The 25,808-nt window shown below is 41.0% G+C and carries 20 protein-coding genes and 1 other RNA gene; 18 read left to right on the forward strand and 3 right to left on the reverse strand.

Translation table 11 applies throughout. The features are described 5' to 3' along the window. Positions 1-16 precede the first annotated feature (16 nt). Genes dinG through AUO94_RS15440 form a run of 8 tightly spaced genes read left to right on the forward strand, consistent with a single transcriptional unit; the run spans position 17 to position 7,725 of the window. The gene (gene dinG, locus AUO94_RS15410) at positions 17-2,776 is read left to right on the forward strand and encodes an ATP-dependent DNA helicase DinG (protein ID WP_058385064.1); all 2,760 of its coding nucleotides are present in this window, start codon (positions 17-19) and stop codon (positions 2,774-2,776) included. 24 nt (positions 2,777-2,800) lie between these two features. After that, positions 2,801-2,971, forward strand: coding sequence for a YpmA family protein (locus AUO94_RS17120; protein WP_071154477.1), 171 nt, complete (start codon positions 2,801-2,803; stop codon positions 2,969-2,971). A gap of 8 nt (positions 2,972-2,979) precedes the next feature. After that, positions 2,980-3,456 carry a cell wall elongation regulator TseB-like domain-containing protein gene (locus tag AUO94_RS15415; protein ID WP_058385065.1) on the forward strand — a complete coding sequence of 159 codons (477 nt, stop codon included), beginning with the start codon at positions 2,980-2,982 and terminating at the stop codon, positions 3,454-3,456. Positions 3,457-3,461: 5 nt separating this feature from the next. Next, positions 3,462-4,661, forward strand: coding sequence for a pyridoxal phosphate-dependent aminotransferase (locus tag AUO94_RS15420; RefSeq protein ID WP_269465416.1), 1,200 nt, complete (start codon positions 3,462-3,464; stop codon positions 4,659-4,661). Between the two features lie 31 nt (positions 4,662-4,692). Beyond that, positions 4,693-5,988 (forward strand): asparagine--tRNA ligase, encoded by a 1,296-nt coding sequence (asnS, locus tag AUO94_RS15425; RefSeq protein ID WP_058385066.1) that lies wholly within the window; start codon positions 4,693-4,695, stop codon positions 5,986-5,988. A 29-nt stretch (positions 5,989-6,017) separates the two neighbouring features. Beyond that, entirely contained in the window at positions 6,018-6,719 is a 702-nt protein-coding gene (locus tag AUO94_RS15430; protein ID WP_058385067.1) for a DnaD domain-containing protein, read from the forward strand. Between the two features lie 12 nt (positions 6,720-6,731). Then, the gene (gene nth / locus AUO94_RS15435; protein ID WP_058385068.1) at positions 6,732-7,412 is read left to right on the forward strand and encodes an endonuclease III; all 681 of its coding nucleotides are present in this window, start codon (positions 6,732-6,734) and stop codon (positions 7,410-7,412) included. After that, a complete protein-coding gene (locus AUO94_RS15440; protein WP_058385069.1) occupies positions 7,387-7,725 on the forward strand; it encodes a YpoC family protein in 339 nt (112 codons plus the stop codon). The genes nth and AUO94_RS15440 overlap by 26 nt, the downstream gene beginning before the upstream one ends. Positions 7,726-7,765: 40 nt before the next feature. Here AUO94_RS15440 and AUO94_RS15445 read toward each other — a convergent pair whose 3' ends face one another. Then, a complete protein-coding gene (locus AUO94_RS15445; RefSeq protein WP_058385070.1) occupies positions 7,766-10,456 on the reverse strand; it encodes a penicillin-binding protein 1A in 2,691 nt (896 codons plus the stop codon). Between the two features lie 34 nt (positions 10,457-10,490). Next, the gene (recU, locus tag AUO94_RS15450) at positions 10,491-11,102 is read right to left on the reverse strand and encodes a Holliday junction resolvase RecU (protein WP_058385071.1); all 612 of its coding nucleotides are present in this window, start codon (positions 11,100-11,102) and stop codon (positions 10,491-10,493) included. A gap of 324 nt (positions 11,103-11,426) precedes the next feature. Between recU and AUO94_RS15455 the strand changes: the two genes are divergently transcribed. The 8 genes from AUO94_RS15455 (at position 11,427) to AUO94_RS15490 (ending at position 21,005) form a co-directional block, all read left to right on the forward strand. Next, positions 11,427-11,795, forward strand: a complete 369-nt coding sequence (locus tag AUO94_RS15455; RefSeq protein ID WP_058385072.1) for a YppE family protein — start codon at positions 11,427-11,429, stop codon at positions 11,793-11,795. Beyond that, positions 11,788-14,058 carry a DEAD/DEAH box helicase gene (locus tag AUO94_RS15460; RefSeq protein ID WP_058385073.1) on the forward strand — a complete coding sequence of 757 codons (2,271 nt, stop codon included), beginning with the start codon at positions 11,788-11,790 and terminating at the stop codon, positions 14,056-14,058. The genes AUO94_RS15455 and AUO94_RS15460 overlap by 8 nt, the downstream gene beginning before the upstream one ends. 6 nt (positions 14,059-14,064) lie before the next feature. Then, entirely contained in the window at positions 14,065-15,312 is a 1,248-nt protein-coding gene (locus AUO94_RS15465) for a ribonuclease H-like domain-containing protein (RefSeq protein ID WP_058385074.1), read from the forward strand. Positions 15,313-15,377: 65 nt separating this feature from the next. Then, the gene (gene gpsB, locus AUO94_RS15470; protein WP_058385075.1) at positions 15,378-15,671 is read left to right on the forward strand and encodes a cell division regulator GpsB; all 294 of its coding nucleotides are present in this window, start codon (positions 15,378-15,380) and stop codon (positions 15,669-15,671) included. A 48-nt stretch (positions 15,672-15,719) separates the two neighbouring features. Then, an RNA gene (rnpB, locus tag AUO94_RS15475) (RNase P RNA component class B) lies at positions 15,720-16,099 on the forward strand. 252 nt (positions 16,100-16,351) lie between these two features. Then, entirely contained in the window at positions 16,352-17,485 is a 1,134-nt protein-coding gene (locus AUO94_RS15480) for a THUMP domain-containing class I SAM-dependent RNA methyltransferase (protein WP_058385076.1), read from the forward strand. Positions 17,486-17,538: 53 nt separating this feature from the next. Further along, entirely contained in the window at positions 17,539-19,446 is a 1,908-nt protein-coding gene (locus AUO94_RS15485; RefSeq protein ID WP_058385077.1) for an ATP-dependent DNA helicase, read from the forward strand. 53 nt (positions 19,447-19,499) lie between these two features. After that, on the forward strand, positions 19,500-21,005 hold the full coding sequence (locus AUO94_RS15490) for a carboxypeptidase M32 (RefSeq protein ID WP_058385078.1): 1,506 nt from the start codon (positions 19,500-19,502) through the stop codon (positions 21,003-21,005). A gap of 41 nt (positions 21,006-21,046) precedes the next feature. Here AUO94_RS15490 and AUO94_RS17475 read toward each other — a convergent pair whose 3' ends face one another. After that, on the reverse strand, positions 21,047-21,196 hold the full coding sequence (locus tag AUO94_RS17475) for a hypothetical protein (protein ID WP_169793184.1): 150 nt from the start codon (positions 21,194-21,196) through the stop codon (positions 21,047-21,049). On the opposite strand from AUO94_RS17475, the gene AUO94_RS15495 reads away from it, so the two are divergent. Both AUO94_RS15495 and AUO94_RS15500 read left to right on the forward strand, forming a co-directional pair. Continuing rightward, positions 21,184-21,942, forward strand: coding sequence for an SDR family NAD(P)-dependent oxidoreductase (locus tag AUO94_RS15495; RefSeq protein WP_058385079.1), 759 nt, complete (start codon positions 21,184-21,186; stop codon positions 21,940-21,942). The genes AUO94_RS17475 and AUO94_RS15495 overlap by 13 nt on opposite strands. Before the next feature lie 283 nt (positions 21,943-22,225). Further along, the gene (locus AUO94_RS15500) at positions 22,226-25,807 is read left to right on the forward strand and encodes a dynamin family protein (protein ID WP_058385080.1); all 3,582 of its coding nucleotides are present in this window, start codon (positions 22,226-22,228) and stop codon (positions 25,805-25,807) included. The last annotated feature ends 1 nt before the right edge of the window (position 25,808 follow it).

The following is a 25,808-nucleotide window of genomic DNA, read 5'->3' on the forward strand; positions in this document are numbered from 1 at the left end:
AGAAAGAGGGGCTAAGATGAACACGCAAAAGTATGTCGTTGTCGATATTGAAACAACGGGCCATTCCCCTGCAAAAGGTGACCGGATCATCCAACTGGCAATGGTAACGATTGAAAACGGTGAAATTACCGATACATATACAAAATTTATTAATCCTAGGCGCACAATTCCGTTATTTATACAGGATTTAACAAATATTACAGAGGAAGATGTAGCAGATGCCATGACGTTTGAGCATTATGCAGAAACCATCTATGAAAAAATGCAAGATGCTATTTTTGTCGCACACAATACCAATTTTGATTTACCCTTTTTGCAAGCCGAGCTAAAACGTAGTGGATTGTCAAAATGGCAAGGATTGACGATGGATACAGTCGAACTAGTCAGACTTATGTACCCGACAGCTTTTAGCTTTAAGCTGCAGGACATTACTTCTGAACTTGGCATTCCACTCGAGAGTGCTCATCGTGCAGACGATGATGCGATGGCAACGGCTTTATTGTTTTTACGTGCAAAAAATGACTTGGAATCGTTGCCTTATGACACGTTGGCATTTCTTCACAAACGTTCTTTCCAGTTAAAGTCCGATTTGTCGAGGCTATTCTTTGAGCTGACACAGAAAAAAAGAAGCGCTCAATCAGATGATTTTGATCGGTTCCAAGGCGTACCATTAAAAGCCAGAACAATATTTGAGAAAGATAGGATCGACAGCCCCATCCCACGCGATTGGCGTGAAGGTCTTGAAACGGTCTTTCCGAATTTTGAAAAGCGACCAAGCCAATATGACATGATGGCGACGATTGAAAATGCGTTAAATGAAAAAAAAGAAGTTGTGATTGAAGCATCCACCGGTATGGGCAAAACAATTGCGTACCTGTTACCAGCTGTCAATTATGCACTCGATACCGGTAAGCAAGTTTTAATTAGCACGTATACGACACATCTACAAGATCAGTTGGTGTCAAAAGAAGGTCGAATGATCGAAGCCTTTATTGGTTCGCCGGTGCGTATTTCTTTAATTAAAGGATTATCTCATTATATCGACTTGACCAGATTTGTTGAATTGCTGCAAAGTGATGACGAATCTTACGATGAAACGTTTACGATTATGCAAGTACTAGTCTGGTTGACAGCCACAAAAACAGGTGACTTAAATGAAATTAACGTATCCAGTGGCGGCCAATTTGTCGTTGATAAAATTCGTCGTTCACATATACGCAAATTGTCAAAGCAAGAAAGAAAAGCTGATTTCTACGAGTTTGCGTTAAATCAGGCCAGACACGCACACATCATTGTCACAAATCATGCATTTTTACTGAATCAGCATTTGAGTAAAAAAACAATTTTGACCAATGTAGGTGCTTATATTTGGGATGAAGCGCATCAAGTGGTCCAAGCGGCAGTGTCGCAGCACGAGAAAACGTTTGTGTACACGCAGTGGAAATATATTTTTGGTCAAATTGGCAGTTTCGACGACAAACAATTAGCGTCAGCCCTTTTTGAAACCGCAGAGCGGATTGGATTTTCAACAGTTCCAGAAATGTTGAAACTAGAGTCACTGTTTTTAAAATTCACAGCCCTTTTCGATGAGGTTTCAGGCTTGATAGCTACTGAATTTACTGCTAGATTTGCCCACAGTCGACACAAAAAGAATTCTGCATTATTGAGTGAACTGTCGCTTTCAGACAGTCGCTTCACAGAAATGTTGTATTATTTAAACGAATGGATCGATTTGTCGCAGCTTATTTTACAAAAAGCGGAACGGTTGTCCGAAAAAACCATGAAAGATCAACTGACGATAGCAGACTGGCGCTATTGGACTGAAGAAATGATGGTTAAAGCAGTGGAGTTTAGTGAAATTTTTGTTTTTCCAGTCATTGAAGAAGTCAGTTGGATTGAAGGGGATTTGAGAAGTTTGCCGACTAGTTTGTCCTTGTACAAGAGACCATTTGCTGTAGCTTCCTTAGTCGACAAAGTAGTGGCTCCTGCGCGTGAAGGCAAAGCTGTTATTTGGTTATCTGGAACGATGACTGTTCCGGCAAATGAACGCTTTATCGTCAATCAAATTGGCATACCTCAGCATGTGCCAATCCTAAAATTCGAACCTCCAAAAGATTTTTATCAAGGCGCACATGTTTATATTGTGGAAGATATGCCCGATATCCAGCATGTTTCTCAGCACGAGTACATCGAATCGGTTGCAGATGCTGTTATTCAAACCGTAATTGTGACAGAAGGTCGCTGTTTTGTCTTGTTTACGTCACAGGATATGCTCCGCAAAACAGTGGATTTAATTCAAGACACCGGCTTACTCAATGATTACATGTTATTTGCGCAAGGAATTTCTTCAGGTAGTCGGATGAAACTATTGAAATCTTTCCAGCGTTTCCAGAAGTCTGTGCTGTTTGGGACGAATAGTTTTTGGGAAGGTGTCGACGTGCCGGGAGATGCACTTCGCGCGGTAGTGGTAGTCCGTTTGCCATTTACGTCTCCAGATGAGCCGATTTTCAAAGCGCGTTCTGCGATTATCACGCGTGAAGGCATCAATCCATTTTTACAATATGCTTTGCCGGAGGCGGTACTTCGTTTACGGCAGGGCTTCGGTAGATTGATTCGTTCAAAAAATGACAAAGGTTTGTTTATTGTGCTCGACCGAAGAATTGAGACGAAATCCTATGGTCGTGAATTTATAAGTGCATTGCCAAAAGTCAAAGTATCCAAAGTGTCTTTAGAAAAGATGGTAACCGATATTGAAGCTTGGTATAATAAGCAATGATATAATGAAAGGATGGGCGCAAACATGGAATCAAAAATTGAAGTAATCTCCACAGTGGAACTTACGTATCAAGCAGATTTATATAAAGTGGTAGACGCCTTGAACCGAACGTTAAAAGACAGGAACTTAATGTTCGGACTAGCGCTCGACAAAGAAAATAATGACAAAGCAATTTTTACAATATATAAAACATAGGTGATTACATGAGACAATGGATTACATTCATACTCGGTTTTCTTTCTTTTTTGGCAGTTGCCATCATCATTCTTGTTTTATTTCTTGGCAATAAGCCGTATTCAGAAACAGAGCAACTAGCCATTGATCGCGCAAAAAGCGAGCAATTGATTGAAGATGTGGAGCGTGCTTACGTCTATACGAATACTGAAGCATCCGTCACCGTACTTGGCACAAACAGTAAGGGTGAATTAACCGCTGTATTTGTTCCAAAAGACGGAGGTAAAATGCAGGCAGCTCTTCTTAAAGACGAAATTACTGCTCAGCAAGCACGTGAAATTGTCGTGGATGAAATGGCTGTCAAAAAAATATTGCACACTAAGCTAGGAATGGAAAAAGATGGACCGGTATGGGAAGTTGCTTTTTTAGATGAAAAAGACAGTTTAAACTATGTCTATTTGTCAGCAAGTGATGGGACTTGGTGGAAACGCATATTGAATTTGTGAAAGGGCTGAAAAAATTGATCAACTTAGCGAATCGTGTACAAACGTTAACACCTTCAACAACTTTGGCAATTACTGCAAAAGCAAATGAATTAAAAGCACAAGGAGTCGATGTCATTGGACTTGGCGCCGGCGAACCGGATTACAATACACCCGCAAATATTCTTGAAGCTGCTTATCAGTCTATGCTAGCTGGAAAAACAAAATACACGCCAGCAGGCGGACTTCCGGCGCTTAAAGAAGCCATCATCCATAAATTGCAAAGAGATCAAGGGTTGAGCTACTGTCAAAAAGAAGTGATGGTTGGCATTGGTGCAAAGCACGTGCTTTATACATTGTTTCAAGTTCTGCTGAACAAAGGCGATGAAGTGATTATTCCGATTCCGTATTGGGTTAGCTATCCTGAGCAAGTCAAGTTGGCACAGGGCGTTCCGGTGTACATAGAGGCGACAGCTAGTCAGGAATACAAAATTTCACCACAGCAGTTACGAGAAGCGATCACAGAACGGACAAAGGCGATCATACTTAATACACCAAGCAATCCGACAGGAATGATTTATTCTAAAGAAGAATTAACAGCGTTAGCGGAAGTTTGCCGTGAATTTGATATTTTAATCGTTTCAGATGAAATCTATGAAAAATTAGTTTACGGAGATATCGTTCACACATCTATCGCGACTCTTTCAGAAGATGCAAAAAATCGCACCGTAGTAATCAACGGCGTATCGAAATCGCATTCGATGACGGGATGGCGAATCGGTTATGCAGCGGGTGACGCTAAATTGATCAAAGCAATGACAGATTTGGCGAGTCATTCTACATCAAACCCAGTAACAACTTCGCAATATGCGGCCATTGAAGCTTATAATGGACCACAAGATGCAGTAGAGGAAATGCGCCAGGCTTTTGAAGGGCGTTTAAATGCGATTTATCCGAAACTACAGGCAATTCCAGGGTTTACAGTATTGCGACCTCAAGGTGCTTTTTATCTGTTGCCAGACGTTTCAGAAGCGGCTAAAAAAACGGGCTATTCGTCAGTTGATGATTTTGTAACGGCGTTATTGACAGAAGCGAACGTGGCGGTTATTCCAGGATCTGGATTTGGCGCGCATGCAACGATTCGCTTGTCCTACGCCACGTCACTCGAAACTTTGACAGAAGCGGTAGAGCGGATTCATCAATTCGTAACATCAAAATGGAAAGACTAAGACAACATTATTCTTTGGAGGCTATTGCTGGATGAAAAAAATTACGATTGCCGAAATGGCTAAATATAACGGACAAACAGTTAAATTAGGAGCTTGGATCGCTAACAAACGTTCAAGTGGTAAAATTGCATTTTTACAGTTGCGTGACGGATCAGGATTCGTACAAGGCGTGGTTGTAAAAGCTGAAGTAGGCGATGAGCTATTCGCTACAGCGAAAGCGTTGACGCAAGAAACGTCTGTTTATGTTACTGGTGAAGTAAAAGAAGATACGCGCTCTGCCTTTGGTTATGAGCTAGCTGTTACAGACGTTGAAGTTATCCATGAAGCGAAAGATTTCCCGATTACACCAAAAGAACATGGTACAGAATTTTTAATGGATAACCGTCATTTGTGGTTGCGTTCACGTAGACAGCACGCAATTATGAAAATCCGCAACGAAATTATTCGTGCGACCTATGAATTTTTTAATGACAATGGCTTTGTCAAAGTAGATCCCCCAATTTTGACTGGCTCATCTCCAGAAGGAACGTCTGAATTATTTGCTACTAAATATTTTGACGAAGATGCGTATTTATCGCAGTCTGGCCAGTTGTATATGGAAGCAGCAGCGATGGCACTTGGAAAAGTATTCTCGTTTGGACCAACTTTCCGGGCAGAAAAATCGAAGACGCGTCGTCACTTAATCGAGTTTTGGATGATCGAACCGGAAATGGCATTTATAGAGCATGCAGAGAGCCTTGAAGTACAAGAGCAATATGTTTCTCATATCGTACAAGCGGTATTGACCAACTGCAAATTGGAATTGGAGCGTCTTGAAAGAGACGTATCGAAACTTGAAAAAATAAAAGCACCATTCCCGCGCGTTTCTTACGACGATGCGATTAAATGGCTAAATGATAATGGCTTTGATGACATCAAATGGGGCGAAGATTTTGGAGCGCCACATGAAACGGCGTTAGCAGAAAGCTATGATATGCCAATATTCATCACGCATTACCCAATCGGCATTAAGCCATTCTACATGCAGCCGCATCCAGAACGTGACGATGTAGTGTTATGTGCAGATATGATTGCGCCAGAAGGCTATGGAGAAATTATTGGAGGATCAGAACGGATCCATGACTACGAGCTAATGAAGCAACGGATTAAAGAGCATAATTTAGATGAAGAAGCTTATGCTTGGTATTTGGATTTAAGCAAATACGGAGCGGTTCCGCATTCTGGATTTGGCTTAGGTCTTGAACGGACAGTAGCTTGGATTAGCGGCGTTGAACACATTAGAGAATCTATTCCGTTCCCTCGTCTTCTAAACCGGTTATACCCATAAAATCGAATAAACAGAAAGGTGGTTGGGATATGAAACAACCTAATCGACTACAAACGTGGATTGAGCAGGGGAATGTTACCATTTCCCAGCTTTTTTTTCAGTTTTATAAAGAACTGAAGATTACAGATGAAGAAGCTATGTTGCTTATGCATATACAAGCATTTCAGCAACTTGGAAACCCATTTCCAACACCAGATGAAATCGGTGCGCGCATGATGACTTCTCAAAAAAGTGTAACGACGATGCTACAAAAATTGATGCAACAAGGCTATTTAGCCATTCAACAAACGACGGAAAGCGATGTGTTAACAGAAGTCATTTCGTTGCAGCCTTTATGGGATCGGTTACTAGACTGTGTCTATAAAGTACAGCATGAAATCAAAGAAAATACGCAAAAAGAGCTAGAAGGAGAAATTTTCCAACTGTTTGAACAAGAATTTGGTCGTTTCTTATCACCGATGGAAATTGAAACCATCTCTATGTGGATGGATCATGATGGTCATACACCAGACGTAATCCGTATGGCGCTAAAAGAAGCGGTTATTTCACAAAAAATCAGTTTGCGTTATGTCGACCGTATTTTGTTCGAGTGGAAAAAGAAAAATATCAAAACTTCTTCTCAAGTTACGAAGCACGCAAGTTCTTTCAGGGAGAAAAATATCCGGATTCAGCCGACAGAGAACGTTGTGAAAAAAGTTCAGTTTTACAATTGGCTGGAAGACCGCAGTTAGAAGGTGAAGTAGATGATGTCAAAAAAAGAATGGCTAGCCTGTCTAGAAGAAATGGACCTTATGTTTCCAGGGGCACATTGTGAATTGGTGCACCGCAATCCTTTTGATTTATTGATTGCGACACTGTTATCTGCACAATGTACAGACAAGCTAGTAAACCGTGTGACTGCTACTTTATTTCAGAAATACCACGTACCAAAAGATTATGTTTCGGTTTCTTTGGAGGAACTGCAACAAGATATTCGTTCAATTGGGTTGTTTCGCAATAAAGCTAAAAATATACAAGCACTTAGTGAAATTTTGATCGCCGATTATGATAGCATCGTACCGGCTGATCGAGACCTGCTGATGACACTTCCGGGAGTCGGACGGAAAACAGCAAACGTCGTTGTTTCTGTAGCGTTTGGTATTCCAGCTTTAGCAGTAGATACGCACGTTGAACGGGTTGCCAAACGCCTGGGATTAAACCGTTGGAAAGACAATCCGCTTCAGGTAGAAGAAACCATTATGAAAAAAACACCTGCAGACGATTGGTCTAAAACACATCATCAAATTATTTTCTTTGGTCGGTATCACTGCAAATCACAAAATCCAGGATGTCCTATTTGTCCACTTTTTGACCGTTGCCGTGAAGGCCAAAAACGCCAAAAAAAAGGACTTGTTAAACGTGAAATCGTCACAGAAATTAACTAAAGAGCAGCTGGCACCGTATTTTTTGGAATGGCTCCGAATCACGACGGAACTGGCCAATTTGCATGAGCAGCGCAGTAAGCAGACTAAAGTCACCATCCAAGAAGGTCTTGAATTGTATCAGCGTCTACTATCTCACTGTCGCGATGCTTTACAGGATGATGGGTTTGAGCCGTTAAACGGTTCGGAACGCCTGACCTTTATCAAGACGTCTTCTGGAACGTATGCGGCTTATCGTCAATTGGATGAACTGTTTACTGAACTGAAGAAGATATTGGCAAGAAAACGGATTGAACTAAAACGCTTGAATGACTAAAACAACCCCCCCTCAAATGCATTTGAGGGGGGGGGTTGTTTTAGTTGGAGTCGTCTTTATCTTTATCTTTATCTTTATCTTTATCTTTATCTTTATCTTGGTCTTTATTATTGTCATTGCCATTAGTAGCATTGTTGTTTTCACTATTATTGGCAGCCGGTTTTTCGCTTTCTTCTTCTTCAGTCGGATCTTCTGGAACATCAATTGGATCTTCTTCAACGGCTGGTTCCTCTTCCTCGACTGGTTCTTCTTCAGCGGGTTCTTCCTCGACTGGTTCTTCTTCGACCGGTTCTTCTTCAACCGGTTCTTCCTCAACTGGCTCTTCTTCAACCGGTTCTTCGACTGGCTCTTCTTCAGGTTCTTCAGGTGCAGCAGCAACTTCAACTACAGTCGATGCAGGATCGCTTCGTTGCGTGCTGTTAACGGCTACAACGCTAAAGGTATAGCTTTTCCCTTCTTCAAGGCCATTAAATGTATAAGACTGGCTTGATGAGGTGCTAAGAACTGAGCGAGAACCATTAACTTCAACGGACACTTCAAATGATACATCGTCATCTCCGTAATTCCAAGACAGTTCAGCTGATTGATCTTTGACTTTAGCGCGTAATCGAGTGGGGGTATCTAAATCTTCCACGACATAGCGTTGTGATACTGAATTTGGTTCCGTACCACGTGCAAACAGTTCAGAACTTCTTAAGTTATACGGTGTAAAAGCACTGGCCAATTTTAATGGATCCGAGCCTATTTCAACGACTTGTTCTGTAACCGAATCCGGCTGTTCAAAACGAGCTGTTTCAGGTGATGAAATTTGTGACATTACATTTTTGAATAAACGTTGAGATAATAGTCGTTCATTTGATGCGGTATCGATAGGTGTTTTCTTTGAAGGATAGCCGCTCCAAACAGAAATGGAGTAGTCTGTCGTATAGCCTGCAAACCAAACATCTGGTGCCGAACTAGAGTCTAAACCGTACTCTCCAAGTTCTTTAGCAGAATAGTTAGTTGTTCCAGTTTTACCGGCCATGTCCAGACCGTTAATCGCCACTTCTTTACCGGTAGAGCCCGGCACATTCAAATCGACAACATCTCTAAGCATATCCGTTACCATGTATGCAGTACTGTCTTTCATGGCTTGTACCGGTTCGGGTGCAACGACTTGTTCGGTTGAGCCGTCACGGAATACAATTTTCTTAATCGTATGAGGCTTAATAAAAGAACCATCATTACCAAAGGCAGCAAACGCTCCTGCCATTTCTACTGTTGAAAATTCAGCTGAACCCAGTGCAGAAGACTCAAAAATATTATCCATTTCAAGTCCTACATTTTTCATGAATTTTCCAGCATCTTCTGTTCCGACTTCTTGTAGCGTTTTAATAGCAGGGATATTACGCGAACGGTAAAGTGCTTCGCGGATAGTCATAGTTCCAAGAAATTGACCATCAACATTGCGGATTTCTTGACCATCTTCATAAGAAGAAGGTTCATCTACAATTGTTTGGCCAGTAGACCAGTCCAAGTATTCGATAGCAGGACCGTAATCCAATACTGGTTTAATAGTAGATCCGACTTGACGGTCTTTCGCAATCGCGAAATTATGTCGCACATCGCCTGAGTATTCACGTGCTGCGCCGACCGCGCTGATACCACCTGTTTTGGTATCTACGACCGTCATAGCAGATTGAACTTTATCATCGAAAAACAAATCAGATGCCATTGTTTCGTTTACTTTAGTTTGAACGTAAGGTTCTAAAGTGGTGTAAATTGTCAATCCATCACCAAGTGAATAATCGCCTTCTAATGCTTCGAGTTCATCCTCGACCATTTCCATAAAGGCCGTATATTCAGTGTTTGCCGTTTGAGGCTGGCGTTGATCTTCAGGGACCAATGAGTCTGCCAGAACTGCCGTTTGAGCTTGTTCTTTTTCTTCTGTGGTAATTTTCCCGTGCTGTTCCATTAGGCTTAAAACGACATTCCGTCGTTCTTCAGCACGTTCAGGATTTTTGAATGGGTTGTAACCATTCGGACTTTGCGGCATTCCTGCAAGTAACGCAGATTCAGCAAGTGTTAACTCGTTAAGGGGTTTGCCGTAAAACGTTTCAGCAGCTGTGCCAAAACCGTAAATATTACCAGACATCAGAATTTTGTTGAAATACATCTCAAATATCTCTTCTTTTTCATATTCTTGCTCTAGTTTATAAGCAAGATATGCTTCTTGTGCTTTTCGTTTCAAGGTTTTGTCATTCGTTAAAAAAGAGTTTTTAATAACTTGTTGAGTGATGGTACTAGCTCCCTGTGAGCCGAAACCACCAGTGATGTTGGCGATGACTGCACCACCCAGGCGAATGACATCAATTCCCGAATGTTTATAGAAGCGATTGTCTTCAGTTGCTAAAATAGCAGCTTCCATCGTTTTTGGAATGTCTTCATAATTGACATATTCACGGTTTTCAGCAGTAATATAAGGGATTTCTGTTTCGCCATCGGCTGCATAGAATGTCGGGCTAATAGGATCACGCAATAATTCTTCATCAAGTTCAGGTGCGCTGCTTGCGTAGAACGCAAAGAGAGAGGCGCCGAACACAAGTCCTGCTAATCCTATGACAACGATCGCCAGTAGAATACGCTTTATCCATGTTATTGCGGGAGATTTCTTTTTCTTTTTGTTATTGGTCTTTTTTTGGCGTTCGATTGCTTTTCGGCGTTCTTCACGCGAAATTTGTTTATCACTCAAAATCGGTTCCTCACTTTCATATAAGTAGTACTAGTTAGAATTTTTTTAGAAGAGGCAAATAATTAATGCGTGGAAATGCTCCAGGTATTATTTCAAATGAAGTTTCTTCTATTTCCTGCAAAGTAACCGATTTTCTTCCACCTGTGATCATCCGATTCCAAAAAAATTCAAGTTCTTTAAAAGGCATGATAAAATATCGTTGCCAAGAAGAAAATCGGATGATCATAAATGCAGTTCCATCTTGTTTAACGACTTGAGACATGTGATGAATTTGATGATCATGAATATTCTTCAACGGGAAAGAAGTTTTGTTTTCGGTTTCTTTTGCTTCAAAGTCAATATATCGTCCATTCCAAACGCCATTGTAATCTGTCGTAGACGGAGCTTGGAAATAAGCTTCTCGAATGACAGCGGCACTTCTGGATGGATATTCTACTTTGACAATCTGAAGCGGCACTGGTTTTTTATGGATGACCGCTAACCCCAGCTGAAGATAATAATCATTGGTTTCATTTAATTCATCTTCTAATGTTTTACCACGGTTACTAAAGGAAAAATCTTTTTTCTTTTTGGGGGTCCCGGTTTCTTTAGCAGCTGAATTTTTTGACGGAACAAATTTTTTTCCGTTCGGGTAATTGATTGCCATTGTGATACACCTCGCTTACTCTATCATATCACAAGCGTTTAGACGACTGATATGATGAAAGGTTTCACCAAGTCGAAATCTACCACTTCAGGTTATGTGAAGCAGTAAAGAGACGCGAAGAATAGGATTAAGCGAATGACGCCAAAGTGAAAATTCCAGAAATGGATTCGCAAAAAAGCAACAAGTGAAAACAAATGGTTAACTTATTCTATTCTATCAATACCAGATTTTTTGACTGGATTCAACAGGAAAGAATGTCTGTTCGATAAAAGTCGTGTCGTTTCAGTGAATATGATAAACTAATGGCAATGGAGGGATTGCAAAATGACAGTTAGAGAACTCTCTTCTACATTATTTGATGAATGTGGAAAATGCCTAGACCGCTTTTATGAAATGCGTGAGATGGATGCGGTTCCTGATTTTTACGAAGACGTTAAACCCTATGCCGATTTCTGGCACGGAAAAATAAATGAGTGGCAAAAAGAATCGTTGCTATATATTCAGCAGGAGCGACCAAAATATGTTCATAAGCCTCAAATTGATACAGCGGCAGAAGGCATGACACAGTTTTTCGTTCAAAGCTTTTATAAAGAAACAAGTAAGAAACGCTTTATCCAAACCATTCAAGCGGCACAGTATACGCTGCAGACTTTTATATTAGCCATTGACGAAAAGAGCACTAAACATGATTAAGCGAAAAACGTTACCTGTCTTAATGGAAGAGTGGAAAACACAACCGGACATGATGGAACGTATTGTCCATTGGCATACGAGACAAGAAAAACCAGCTCGATATGCCGACTTTCCACTGGAGATGCACGCTAGCTTGAAAGCGGCTCTTCGGAAGAAAGGCATTGAGCAATTGTATACGCATCAGCGACAAGCATTCGATTTGGCGACGGCAGGCAAGTCGTTTACGGCTGTTACCCCGACAGCTTCAGGCAAGTCTTATTGTTATCATTTGCCGGTGCTGCATAAAATTTTAAATGATCCGAGTGCGCGAGCGTTGTACTTGTTTCCAACAAAAGCATTAGCGCAGGATCAGAAAAGCGATTTGCATGATTTAATTGAGAAAACAGAAGAAGCGATTTTGTCCTATACGTACGATGGAGACACTTCACCAGCGATTCGAACAAAGGTCCGAAAAGCCGGGCAAATCGTGATGACGAACCCAGACATGCTGCATTCCGCTATTTTGCCGCATCACACAAAATGGGTATCACTTTTTGAAAACCTTCATTATATAGTGATTGATGAACTGCACACGTACAAAGGCATTTTTGGGACACATGTAGCGCATGTTATTCGGAGGCTAAAACGGATCTGTGAGTTTTATGGCAGCAATCCGGTTTTTATTTGTACATCTGCTACAATTGCCAACCCAAAAGAGCTAGCGGAAAATTTGACGAACAGTTCACATGAGCTGATTGACCAAAACGGTGCACCTTCTGGAAAAAAACATATTGTTTTTTATAACCCGCCGATTATCCACCCAACTTTTGGTGTCCGCAGAAGTGCCATACTAGAAGTACGAGATCTAGCTACTCATTTGATCAAAAATGGCATTCAAACCATTGTCTTTGCGAAAAGTCGTGTACGTGTAGAGATGCTGGTTACTTATTTACAAGCCGTGACCAAAATGAAACTGCAAGATGATTCAATCAAAGGTTACCGGGGGGGCTATTTGCCGACAGAGCGGCGGGCGATTGAAAAAGGATTGCGTGACGGATCCATTCAATGTGTCGTGTCTACTAATGCATTGGAACTTGGCGTGGATATTGGTCAGTTGCAAGCGTGTATCATGACAGGCTATCCGGGCAATATTGCTAGTGCGTGGCAACAAGCGGGACGAGCGGGACGTCGTCAAGATGAGTCGCTCGTTATTTATGTCGCACAGTCGACTGCACTTGATCAATACATCATTAATCATCCAGAATATTTACTCGATCAGTCACCAGAAGAAGCGCGTATCCATCCAGAAAATATGATTATCTTAATGGATCATTTAAAATGCGCTTCTTTTGAATTGCCATTTCGAATCGACGACCAGTACGGAGAATTTGAAGTTCAAGAGCTGCTCGAATATTTGCAGGAAGAAGGTGTACTCGTCCGTACATCAAATCGTTGGCACTGGATGAGTGATCGTTTCCCAGCGCACGATATATCGCTGCGCTCTGCTTCACAGGAAAATGTCGTCATCATCGATCAGTCTGTTCCTGCAGATACACGTGTAATTGGAGAAATGGACCGTTTTAGTGCGATGACATTATTGCACGAAGAAGCCATTTATCTGCATCAAGGTACTCAATTTCAAGTAGAAATTTTAGACTGGGAAGAAAAGAAAGCCTATGTCAGAGAAGTCGACGTCGATTATTTCACAGATGCCAATTTAGCAGTAGAGTTAAAAGTGATGAGTGAAGATAAAGACAAGGAAATGAACGGTTCAGAAGTGTTTTATGGGGATATTGCGGTACTTGCAATGCCAACGATTTTTAAAAAGATCCGTTTTGATTCGCATGATAACATTGGTTCTGGACCAATTTCCTTGCCGCCAGAAGAACTTCACACGTCGTCAACGTGGTTGAGTTTTGCGAAACCCGAAGACTTCACAGAAGCAGAGTTATCGGACACAATGACCGGAGCAGCCTATGCGATCGAGTCATTTATTCCTATATTCGTTCAATGCGACCGCCGCGATGTCCATGTTGTGCCCCAAGTAAAGTCACCACATAACGATAGACCGTCTTTTTTTATACACGATTCTTATCCGGGTGGTATTGGGATCAGTGAACGAATTTACGATCTGTGGCAGCCGTTGCTTGATAAAGCCCAGCAACATGTCTCAGAATGTCCATGTCTTGACGGATGTCCATCGTGCATCGGTGCACAAGATGCAGCCGTCAGTATGAAAGGCCATGTGATTCGACTGTTGAATGAGCTTCGCAAAGAGAGGTGAAGACAAATGTCGTTTGAAAACAAACTTCTCCAAATGAAAGGCATGCTAAAAAAGAAGCCTGTAAAAAAACAGACGGATAAAGCAGCAGAACGGCCGCTCAATGAAGATAAGTGGAATGGAATTGGACTAGAACTTGTAGAAAACAAATTTGGATTTGTCTTTCGTAAGAAGATTATTTATCCGTTTGACACCAAGCACGGTTCAGTAATTTTGAATGAACTTGAGCTCGTCTTAAAGGCATGGGAGAATACAGATTTTGATCATCCTTTTAAGTTGAGCAAACAGGATCCGCTTGTCTTTTTTGATACAGAAACGACAGGCCTTAGTGGGACCGGTGCTTATATTTTTTTAATTGGTTTGTTAGTTAAGCGCAGTGATCATTTTGAAATGATGCAATACATTATGCCAGATCCTTCCCACGAAGCGGCGTTTCTCTATGAAACAGGGTTGTGGAAAACGGATGATCCGATTATCTTTTCCTATAACGGCAAAAGCTTTGATTGGCCGCAGCTGACGTCTCGTTGGACCATGCACAGACAAATTTTGCCGAAGTTGCCGGTGCCACGTCAAATTGATTTGTTTCACGGTACAAAACGAATCTGGAAAAATGAACTGGCCCGCATGAAGCTGAGCACGATTGAAGAAGAAAAACTGGGCTTTACTCGACAAGGCGATGTGCCTGGCTATTTAATTCCGGCTATTTACTTGGATGCCGTCAAAAGTGGATTTCCGGACGGTTTAGCAAAAGTTCTTTATCATAATGAATTGGATATTTTATCGCTGGTGTCGTTATATGTTGTGTCTTCTAATTTATTAATGGAAGATTTGGAGTCGGAAACAAGTGGCGCTTATACAAATATTGGTAAATGGTATGCGGACTTAAAGCAATTTGATCAAAGTGCCGCATACCTCGAGCATGTCACCGCTGAAAGAGGGGCATCTACAGCTTTAGCCCGTTATCTTCTAGCAATACAGAAAAAACGAGCGGGTCAGTACGAAGAGGCGGTCCAACTTTTTAAAGAAGCAGCACCTCATTTGCGTGGCAGTATCGAAGTAGAAGCGTGGATTCATACGGCAAAACTGTATGAACATCAATTACGCGATTTAGAGCAGGCCATCATCATGGCAGGATTTGCAAAACAAGCAAGTGAACATACGCATGTGCGACAATCACTCGTTATGGATATTGTCAAAAGACAGTCACGTTTAGAAGAGAAAAAGAGAAAAAAGAATCCAAAAAATGAAGAAGACTGAGCACGAAAAAACTACCTTATGCTATACTTAGCATAAGGTAGTTTTTTTATGGAAGGGCGATTAAAATGGAAAATAAATTTACGTCTAAGGACATACTAGAAAAAGATTTTAAAACAGCTATGCGTGGCTACAATCAAGACGAAGTCGATCATTTCTTGGATGAAGTCATTCAGGACTATGAAGCTTTCTCAAAACGAATCGAACAACTTCAAAATGAAAACAAACGTTTACGGACGGAATTGGAAAATACTCCAAGAAAACAAGCGACACCGGCACCAGGGACTACAAATTTTGATATTCTACGACGCTTGTCTCATCTAGAAAATCATGTATTTGGCAACAAATTAGACAATAACTAAAACAATTGTTTTATTGTGCTGAGTAGCGTATACTTAGTAAGCCATTTGAAATTCTGGCAATCGCTCTAGCGTTTTCGCTGGAGAGGAAAGTCCATGCTCGCACGGTTCTGAGATGACCGTAGTGATCGCGCTCAGTGAAACAATAAGCTGAGGCAGCTAGCAATAGCTGACGGCGGGTAGAACGCCTAAGTCTTCGGATACGGCCTAAATACCCTGAAGGTGCCACAGTGACGGAGCTGTATAAGAAATTATACAGGTGGAACGAGGTAAACCCCGTGAGCGAGAAACCCAAATTATGGTAGGGGCACTTTTCTGAAGGAAATGAACTGATGAAGAGGCAGACGTAAGTTTGCAGATAGATGGTTGCTGTCCACTAGTACGAGGTGCAAACCGCTTGAGTACGTGGAAACAAAACATGGCTTATAGAATTTCACATGGTCTTAAAATGCTTATTAAAGGCTCTCCTGTCAGGGGAGCCTTTCTTCATATTATGAGATGAATGCTTAGTAGAAATTTATAGATTTTCTGCTGTTTAATTTGATGCCTATCGAAAGGCGCTTATTATTAAATGGTATGACATAGTACAATTTAAGATTTTACAAACACTGTATAAATCGATAACGCTGTAATGGTAAACAAAACAAACACTGAAATAGTGAACAACTGGAGAGGGAGTCATTATGACAACATTTAAATTGCTCGCAACAGCTGCAATGGGCCTTGAGTCTATCGTAGCTAACGAAGTAAAAGAATTAGGCTATGAAACAGAAACCGAGAACGGCAAAGTATTTTTTGAAGGAAATGAGCGAGATATCGCCAAAACCAATTTATGGTTGCGTACGGCTGACCGTGTGAAAATTATTGCCGGTGAATTTAATGCTTACACGTTTGATGAGTTGTTTGAACGCACAAAAGAAATCGAGTGGGAGAAATTTCTGCCACTCGATGCTGAATTTCCAGTTCAAGGGAAATCAGTAAAATCTACTTTGCACAGTGTGCCAAACTGTCAGTCAATCGTTAAAAAAGCAATTGTTGAGCGCTTGAAAAAAGCTTATCATCACAATTCATTTTTAGATGAAACAGGGCCTCGTTTTAAAATTGAAGTATCGATTTTAAAAGATAAAGTTCAATTATCGATTGATACGAGCGGAGCTGGTTTGCATAAACGCGGCTATCGTTTAGATCAAGGTGAAGCGCCTCTAAAAGAAACATTGGCTGCAGCACTTGTGAAATTGTCAAGATGGACGCCTGATCGTCCTTTCGTAGATCCATTTTGTGGTTCAGGTACGATTGCTATTGAAGCAGCGATGATTGGTCAAAATCTAGCGCCTGGTTACAACCGTGACTTTGATAGCGAAGAATGGCCATGGATTGGACAAGAAATTTGGGATGAAGTCCGTGCAGAAGCAGAAGAGTTGGCAAATTATGATCAACCCTTGAACATTACAGGGACAGATATCGATCGCCGCATGCTGACAATTGCAGAAGAAAATGCTCGCGAAGCTGGATTTTCAGACTTGATTCACTTTGAACAGCGACAGGTCAAAGACTTTGTTGCAACAGAAGAAAATGGCGTTGTTGTAGGGAATCCACCGTACGGAGAGCGTATTGGTGAAATTGAAATTATTGAAGAAATGATTGCAGACATGGGACGTGTCTTTGCAAAACACACAACTTGGTCTGTTTATATGCTGTCATCGATGGGGCGTTTTGAAACACTTTACGGACAACCTGCAACGAAAAAACGTAAATTATTTAATGGATTTATCCGTACGGATCTTTTCCAATTTTGGGGAGAACGTTCTAAAAAATAAATGAGACGAAACGGAAGGGCATCGGCTCTTCCGTTTCTCTGTGAGGAGAGTTTATGAGACAACCACTACCATTCCCTTTAACTAAGGATAAAACGTTCTTTGAATCACTCAATGACTGGATTGGCGATATATTTTATGACATACTGCCTGAAAAAGGATACGATTTGCGTGATGAGCAAGTTTTTATGTCTTTCCAAATTGAACAAGCATTAAAAGAAAAATCAGTGCTGTTTGCAGAAGCAGGAGTTGGTACAGGTAAAACGATGGCTTATTTATTGCCAGCCATCGCCTACGCACGTTATACGGGCAAACCTGCACTTATTTCATGTGCAGATGAGACGTTAATCGAGCAATTGGTGAAAAAAGGCGGAGACGTTGATCGTTTAAATGATCTATTTGACTTGAATCTCGATGTCCGGTTAGCAAAATCACGTGATCAGTATTTATGTTTGCAGCGTTTAGAAGGTGCAAAAAAGCGTAGCGATGCTGATTTTCTTTATGACATCGAAGACAGTTTGCCAGAATTCGTTAATAAGACGTTTTCTATGCAAAATACCTATCCGTACGGAGAACGCTCAAGTTACCCAGAAGTGACGGATGAAGAATGGCAGCAAGTAAATTACCATCCGGTTCAAAACTGTAATGCGTGCGATATGCGCAATAAATGCGGGCAGACCATCCACCGCAATCATTACCGGCAGGCAACAGATTTGGTCATTTGTTCACATGATTTCTTAATGGAGCATATTTGGACAAAAGAAGCACGTAAACGCGAAGGACAGACGCCACTGCTTCCTGAATTCTCTCAAATTGTTTTAGATGAGGGTCATTTATTGGAATTCTCCGCGCAGCGTGCACTGACTTATGAAGTGCAAGAAAGCACTCTTCAAGACGTGACAGAAAGTATTCTTTCTGATGGAATGCGTGAAAAAACCTTGAACATGATTGAGCAAACAATCGATCTTCACAATGAATTTTTCCGTTTGCTACGCATTCACACAGTAAAAAGTGATGAAGACCGCAAAGCGATTACCAAAGATCCAGAACTAGTCAAAGTCGGGAACATGCTCGTTCGCCACATTGATTTAATGATGGAGGAATTCGTTTTTGAAGGAGAATTGTTTACAATTCCTGAATATGAACTGCGCTTAGCAGAAGAGTATTTTGAACAATATACGTTCTCGATGCGTTTGTTTGTAGAAGAAGGTGATGCTGTAACGTGGTTAGAAATAAAAGACGAGATCGAGACATTGATTATTATGCCGCGTCTTGTTACTGATATTTTGGACGAAAAATTGTTTGATGGAAAAACCCCAATTGTTTTTTCTTCCGCTACATTATCGATTCAAAAAGATTTTACTTATCTGTCAGATAGTCTCGGCATCGACAAATTCCAATCGTTTTCAGTATCGTCTCCATTTGATTACGAGGATGTTATGAAAATCTTTAAACATCCACTAGAGCAGCAACAGAAGTTTGAGCGTGTCTATGATTTATTTAGTACAGGAGACCAAACATTGGTATTGTTTACATCAAAATTCGATATGGACAATTTCAAAAAATCTCTGCCTTTAGATCATCACTATACAATCGAATTTGAAGGCGATCGTGAACTGTCGACGGTCGTTAAAGAATTCCAAGATGGCAAATTCCAAGTGTTGTGTTCCTATCATCTCTGGGAAGGACTCGACCTACCGGGTGAAGCATTAACGAAAGTGATTATGGTCGATTTGCCGTTCCCACCAAAAGACCCTGTTTTTGATGCAAAACGCAAATTCAGCCACAATCCGTTAGAAGAAATCGATTTACCTTTCATGCAGCTTCGTCTTCAACAAGGCATTGGTCGTTTGATCCGAACGTCTAAAGATCATGGCGAAATTCATTTACTGTTAAACGAAGATGAACTGCGTGTCGAACATTTATGGGAAACAATTTTGCCAGTTCCGGCTCAAAACTTTTAAGTTAGCAGTTTTCTTATGATACACTTATTTCAACAACCATTGGAGGGATTTGTTTGTCACTTGAAAAGCAGTTTACTGAACATTTTAGTAAGATAAAAGGCTACGAAGAAGCTATTGCGTTATTGCACTGGGATATGCGGACAGGTGCGCCCAAAAAAGGAACAAAGCTACGTTCTGAAAGCATTGGCACGTTATCAGCAGCCGCTTTTAGCCTATCGACTTCAGATGAATTCGGTGAGTTATTGTCTCTTTTGGAAGCAGAACAAGCAACATTAGATCCATTTATCCGTCGTTCAGTAGAAGAAGCGCGGAAAGAATTTGATTTAAGCAAAAAAATTCCTCCCGAGGAATACAAGAAATTTGTTGTATTAAAATCTGAAGCAGAATCGGTATGGGAAACAGCTAAGTCGGATTCGGATTTTTCGTTGTTTCTTCCCTATTTAGAAGAACTAGTTAGTACAACAAAAAAAATGATCGGTTACTGGGGAGAGAAAAACGGCAGTCCTTACAATACGCTACTCGATCAATACGAACCTGGTATGACGACTGAAATTCTAGATGAAGTGTTCGGCAAACTTCGTGAACGCATTGTGCCATTGCTGCAAAAAATTGCAGCCTCATCGAATAAACCGGAAACGGCGTTTTTATACGACTATTTTCCAAAACAAGCACAACAAGATTTTAGCCGTCAAATGCTCGAGCAGTTAGGCTATGATTTTGAAGCCGGTCGACTGGATGAGACGGTGCATCCATTTATGACTTCTATTAATCGCCAAGATATCCGGGTGACGACGAAGTATGACGAAAATGATTTCCGAACAGCTGTGTTCGGTACAATTCACGAAGGAGGCCACGCAATGTACGAGCAAAATCTCGGAGAAGCATTGGCAAGTCTTCCTATTGAAACTGGTGCATCTATGGGCATGCACGAATCACAGTCGTTGTTTTGCGAAAACTTTATCGGACGAAATGAATATTTTTGGCAGCAAAACTTTAATTTATTGAAAGAATATGCGCCAGACCAATTTAGCAAGGTTAATCTGACCGACTATGTTCGTGCAATCAATGAATCCAAACCGTCATTAATTCGCATTGAAGCAGACGAATTGTCATACGCACTGCATATTATGGTGCGTTACGAACTTGAAAAAGGCTTGTTTAATGGAGACCTTCAAGTAAGTGATTTGCCAGAACTGTGGAATGATAAATACGAAGAATATTTAGGTGTACGACCTACGAATGATGCAGAAGGCGTGTTGCAAGACGTTCACTGGGCGGGAGGAAGCTTTGGTTACTTCCCTTCTTATGCACTAGGGTATATGTATGCAGCACAGTTTAAAAACGCCATGCTAAAAGACTTGCCAAACTACGATGAATTATTGGCGCAGCAAAACATTGAGCCCATTCGTGAATGGCTAACTCGTCATATCCATCGTCATGGTGCCTTTAAAAAGCCAATGGATATTTTAAAAGACGTTACAGGGGAAGGCTTAAATGCAGATTATTTAGCGGAATACCTTGAAGAAAAATATTCAAAAATTTATCAACTCACTATGTAATCATCAACCGCCGCGAATTTTCGTGGCGGTTTTTGCTTTTTTTAATCATGATGACTGGCAATGCCTTCAATGTTTTTCTGCTCCACTGCTGATTGAAGTGGTTTGAAAACGCCAATTTCATATAGAACAGGACAAATAGCGAATGTTTTGATTATAATGAGAGCGGAGGCGATAAGCGATGTTAAAATCATTCAGTTTAGAAGGTAAGACAGCCATTGTTACAGGTGCTGGTAAAGGAATCGGAAAAGCGATTGCCGTGGCACTTGCAGAAGCAGGCGCGAACGTCATGTTGGTCGCCCGGACAGCAACAGATTTGCAAAACACGCAGCAGGAGATTGGCAACGATCGTACGGCTTATACGATTGCTGATATTACAAAACGTACTGAGATTCAAGCGGCAGTTGAAAAAACAGTGCAGCAATTTGGAGCAATCGACGTTTTAGTGAATAATGCCGGAATGAATATCCGTTCTTCATTGTCTGATGCAACGGATGAGGAATGGCATAAAATCATGGATACTAACGCACAAAGTGTCTTTATGTTTTCACAAGAAGCTGTTAAAAAAATGAACAGCGGCAGTTCAATCATTAATATTAGCTCAGTCGGAGGCGACCGTGCTTTGAAGACTGGCGTTATATATGCAGCTTCAAAAGCTGCCATTATTCAGATGACCAAAGTCATGGCGATGGAATGGGGACCTCAAAATATTCGTGTCAACGCGATCGGACCTTGGTATTTTAAAACGCCGTTAACAGAAAAAATTCTAAGTGATCCTGAATACTTGGATTCCATCCTAGCAGTAACACCAATGAAACGTGTTGGAGAATTACCAGAAGTAGCGTCGCCAGTAGTATTTTTGGCTTCAGACGCAGCAAGTTATATTACTGGACAAACGCTTTTTGTCGATGGTGGCATGTCTATCCACGGATTTTCATAAGAAAACCAACAGCTTGTAGACAAAAGAATATTTACTCATTTTTTTATCTGCATGTGGGTCATGCAACTGGCGCGACAGGACGTCGCGCTAGTTGCCAAGGACTCCGCGCTGAGCCCACAAAAAGCAAAGTGGCCAGCACAGTTGGAGATTATACATCACTATTTAGTTTAATAAGACTTTGTCTGCAGTCTGCAACATCCTTCTCTAAATTGAGAAGGATGTTTTTCGTTCGCACGTAAAAATGATATGATAGATAATAGTATGCGGAGAAGGAGATTTCTAAATGACAGTTGTTGATCATCATAAAGAATTACTTGAAACGGCCCACCTTTATCAGATTTTTAAAGATAACGAAGATACCGAACGCGAGGCCAAAGCTCATTTATTTGCAAAAAAAATCTTGAAAAATAATTTTATCATTGGCTTTGCCGGACATTTTTCCTCTGGCAAGTCATCGATGATTAATGCATTAACGGGTGAGACTTTGTTGCCATCTAGTCCGATTCCGACCAGTGCTAACATCGTTAATGTCCAAAAAGCGGATACGGATTTTGCGATTGTGAATATGCGAAACGAAAAGCCGGTTTACTTTCCTGAGAATTACGATTTTAATGCGGTAAAGGAATTTTGTAAGAGCGGAGAAGTTACGCAAATTGACATTGGGCACCAGGCTTCTGTTTTGCCAAAAGGCATCACAGTTATGGATACACCAGGCGTTGACTCAACGGATGACGCTCACCGGTTATCAACAGAATCGGCTCTTCACGTGGCAGATATGGTCTTTTATGTGATGGACTATAACCATGTTCAATCCGAATTGAATTTTAATTTCACGAAAGAATTGCAGAAATACACGGAATTGTATTTAATCGTTAATCAAATTGATAAGCATCAGAACAGTGAAATGAGCTTTGTGGATTTTCAACAATCTGTTCACGATTCGTTTGCAGCTTGGGGAGTCGTTCCTAAAGGTATTTTCTTCACGTCTTTAAAAGATTTTGAGTTTCCGGGGAATGATTTTGAACAGGTCAAGTCTTTAGTGTCTTCAACTATGCAAAACTGGGAAGGTCATGTTAGCGAAGCTTCTGCTTCTGCTTTAAGTCAGCTAAAAGATGAGCACATTAAGTACTTAGAAGATGAAAAAGCAGAACGTCTGGATGCATTTTCAGCTGTTCTAGATCCACAAGAATGGGAAATGCGTGAGGATTTGAAAAAAGAACATGCATTAGTATCTCGTAGAATGTCTGTACAGGATTTTGAAAGCTGGCAGGCGACATTTGAAAAGAATCGCAAAGAACTACTGGAAAACTCGAATATCATGCCTTATGAACTACGTAATGCGCTAACGAGCTACTTGGAATCTGTTCAACCGAACTTCAAAGTTGGCATGCTGTTCAGTGGCAAAAAGACTGAAGAAGAACGCCAAAAAAGACAGCAAGACGTACAAGAGCGACTTGACTCGACGGTTTCGTCTCAAATTACCACTCACATAAAAAAGTTGATGAAGTCTTCGTTGAAAGATGCTAATTTATTGAGTGATAGTGAATCTTTAGCAATTGATGACATCGTCTTTACTGTGCCGTTTTCTGTTGTAAAAGAGCAAACGCCAGCAGGAGCTTCCGTAACAGGGGATGCCGTACTAAACTTTGCCAAAAGTATTTCAACGGCTGTTCAGCGTTGGTTCATTCGTGAAACGGATGGTTGGAAAAAAGCGCAAGAAGAAAAGTTTGAAGGTTTGACAGATGACGCTAACACGGAAATTGATATGAAATCACAAACACTTTCCAAAAAAATGTTGGCAATTCAAACACTTGAGGAAATGGATAGCAAAATCGATAAAGTGAAACGCTCTTATTCGGCAATGTTACCTAAACAAAAAACAGCGGCAGCAGAAAAAGTAGAACAATGGCTAGGTGAATTTGAAGTTTCCATTGAGGATATGACCGAATTCGATTCATCTATGCTTGAAAAAGACGATCAACAGCAACAGCAACAAGAACAGCAAACAAAAATGGCAGAAGTGGCAGAGTTTGACGAACAAGCTGTACTGGAGCGTGCTAATCGTACAGCAACAGTTATTGATCCAATCAAAGGTTTTGCTGAAACGGCGGCCTATTTAAAACGTAAAGCAGGTCGTTTAGAAGGTCAGGAATTCACGATTGCTTTGTTTGGCGCTTTTAGTGCTGGGAAGTCATCTTTTTCCAACGCTTTAATGGGAGAAACGGTATTGCCGGTGTCACCAAACCCCACAACCGCTACAATCAACCGTATTCGTCCAGTCTCAGAGCAACATCCACATGAAACAGCAGATGTGCGATTAAAAACGCATGCGCAAATGACTGAAGATGTTAAAAATTCTTTCCATGCATTAGGCGTACAAATCACCTCTCTTGATGATGCATATGCCAAGTCGTCAAAGTTACCGGAAGATACGCCGACTGAGCAACAAGTTCATAAATCCTTTATTAACGCGTTTAACAAAGGCTACCCGAATTTCAAAGATCGTTTAGGTGAGACGATCCGGACAGATCGTGAAGCCTTTGGATTGTATGTAGCAAAAGAAGAGAAAAGCTGTTTTGTTGATGAAATCGATTTTTATTATGATTGTGAACTAACACGAAATGGTGTTACGCTTGTCGATACACCAGGAGCGGATTCAATCAATGCGCGCCATACCAATGTTGCATTTGAATATATTCGTAATGCCGATGCCATTTTGTTTATCACCTATTACAACCATGCGTTTGCACGAGCAGATCGAGAATTCCTGATTCAACTTGGGCGAGTTAAAGACGCATTTGAAATGGATAAAATGTTCTTTGTCGTCAATGCTATCGATTTGGCTAATAACGTGGAAGAAAAAGACGCCGTTGTGACGTATGTACAGGACGAACTACAGCGTTTTGGCATTCGTTTCCCACGTCTGTTTGGGGTTTCTAGCCTACTGGCGCTACGTGACCGTGAGCATTCAGGAATGCCGCAATTTGAAGAAGCGTTTCAGTATTTCTTAAAAGAAGAACTAAAAGGCATGGCTGTCCAATCACTTGCAGAAGAAGAGCAAAAAGCAGTCAACCGATTCGGCAGTTTGATCGAAGATACGGAAAAGAATTTATTAAGAAAAGATGAGCGACTTAGTGAACTTAAGCATCTTGAGCAACAGTTGCGGAAACTGTTCTCGGCATCTATTGCAAAGCTATTAGAGCGCGAAGCCTTACAGGAATTAGACGAATTGCTGTATTACGTCAATCAACGAGTCTTTTACCGTTTTAATGATTTCTTTAAAGAGGCTTTTAACCCGTCCGTTTTTTCGAACAAATCAGCACAGCAAGCACTAGATACAGCGTTACTGGATATGAATGAAATGACAGGCTTTGATTTTCAGCAGGAGTTGCGTGTCACAAATTTCCGTCTGGGTCAGTTTATCGAAAAGAAACTAGAATCGCGGTTTAAAGAAGATACAGCGAAACTAAAAGAACAAAATTCTGGATTTTCGTTTACTCCATACGAAGTGCAAGAAGCGAATTCGCTAGATATGACCAAGCCGTTTACAAAAGCAGATTATTCATCGGTAAAATCATATTATAAAAACAATAAAAGCTTTTTTGAGAAAAACGAAAAAGAGAAATTACGTGATGCGCTGCAAGCTTTGATGGAACCTGATGCGTTAAGCTATTTAGATAAAGAGAAAAAAGTACTAAGCAACTGGGCAGAATTTTGGATTGAACAAGAAGCAGAGGGATTGCGTCAGCATATTTTACGCCAAGCCGTAGACCAAATCGACTCAGAGCGGACGTTACTGCAACAATCCGAAAAGCTGGCACAGTGGAAACAATTGTATTCAAATTTGATGGACGGAAGGGTGTAGA

This window comes from Planococcus kocurii, from assembly GCF_001465835.2.
Lineage (GTDB): Bacteria > Bacillota > Bacilli > Bacillales_A > Planococcaceae > Planococcus > Planococcus kocurii.

Excerpts from the sequence above, each read along its gene's own strand:
- recU (WP_058385071.1), bottom strand. The coding sequence starts at position 11,102 with ATGGCAATCAATTACCCGAACGGAAAAAAATTTGTTCCGTCAAAAAAT.
- AUO94_RS17475 (WP_169793184.1), bottom strand. The coding sequence starts at position 21,196 with ATGATTTTAACATCGCTTATCGCCTCCGCTCTCATTATAATCAAAACA.
- AUO94_RS15500 (WP_058385080.1), top strand. The coding sequence starts at position 22,226 with ATGACAGTTGTTGATCATCATAAAGAATTACTTGAAACGGCCCACCTT.
- AUO94_RS17120 (WP_071154477.1), top strand. The coding sequence starts at position 2,801 with ATGGAATCAAAAATTGAAGTAATCTCCACAGTGGAACTTACGTATCAA.
- AUO94_RS15495 (WP_058385079.1), top strand. The coding sequence starts at position 21,184 with ATGTTAAAATCATTCAGTTTAGAAGGTAAGACAGCCATTGTTACAGGT.
- AUO94_RS15485 (WP_058385077.1), top strand. The coding sequence starts at position 17,539 with ATGAGACAACCACTACCATTCCCTTTAACTAAGGATAAAACGTTCTTT.
- AUO94_RS15460 (WP_058385073.1), top strand. The coding sequence starts at position 11,788 with ATGATTAAGCGAAAAACGTTACCTGTCTTAATGGAAGAGTGGAAAACA.
- AUO94_RS15480 (WP_058385076.1), top strand. The coding sequence starts at position 16,352 with ATGACAACATTTAAATTGCTCGCAACAGCTGCAATGGGCCTTGAGTCT.
- nth (WP_058385068.1), top strand. The coding sequence starts at position 6,732 with ATGATGTCAAAAAAAGAATGGCTAGCCTGTCTAGAAGAAATGGACCTT.
- AUO94_RS15430 (WP_058385067.1), top strand. The coding sequence starts at position 6,018 with ATGAAACAACCTAATCGACTACAAACGTGGATTGAGCAGGGGAATGTT.
- dinG (WP_058385064.1), top strand. The coding sequence starts at position 17 with ATGAACACGCAAAAGTATGTCGTTGTCGATATTGAAACAACGGGCCAT.
- gpsB (WP_058385075.1), top strand. The coding sequence starts at position 15,378 with ATGGAAAATAAATTTACGTCTAAGGACATACTAGAAAAAGATTTTAAA.
- AUO94_RS15415 (WP_058385065.1), top strand. The coding sequence starts at position 2,980 with ATGAGACAATGGATTACATTCATACTCGGTTTTCTTTCTTTTTTGGCA.
- AUO94_RS15455 (WP_058385072.1), top strand. The coding sequence starts at position 11,427 with ATGACAGTTAGAGAACTCTCTTCTACATTATTTGATGAATGTGGAAAA.
- asnS (WP_058385066.1), top strand. The coding sequence starts at position 4,693 with ATGAAAAAAATTACGATTGCCGAAATGGCTAAATATAACGGACAAACA.
- AUO94_RS15465 (WP_058385074.1), top strand. The coding sequence starts at position 14,065 with ATGTCGTTTGAAAACAAACTTCTCCAAATGAAAGGCATGCTAAAAAAG.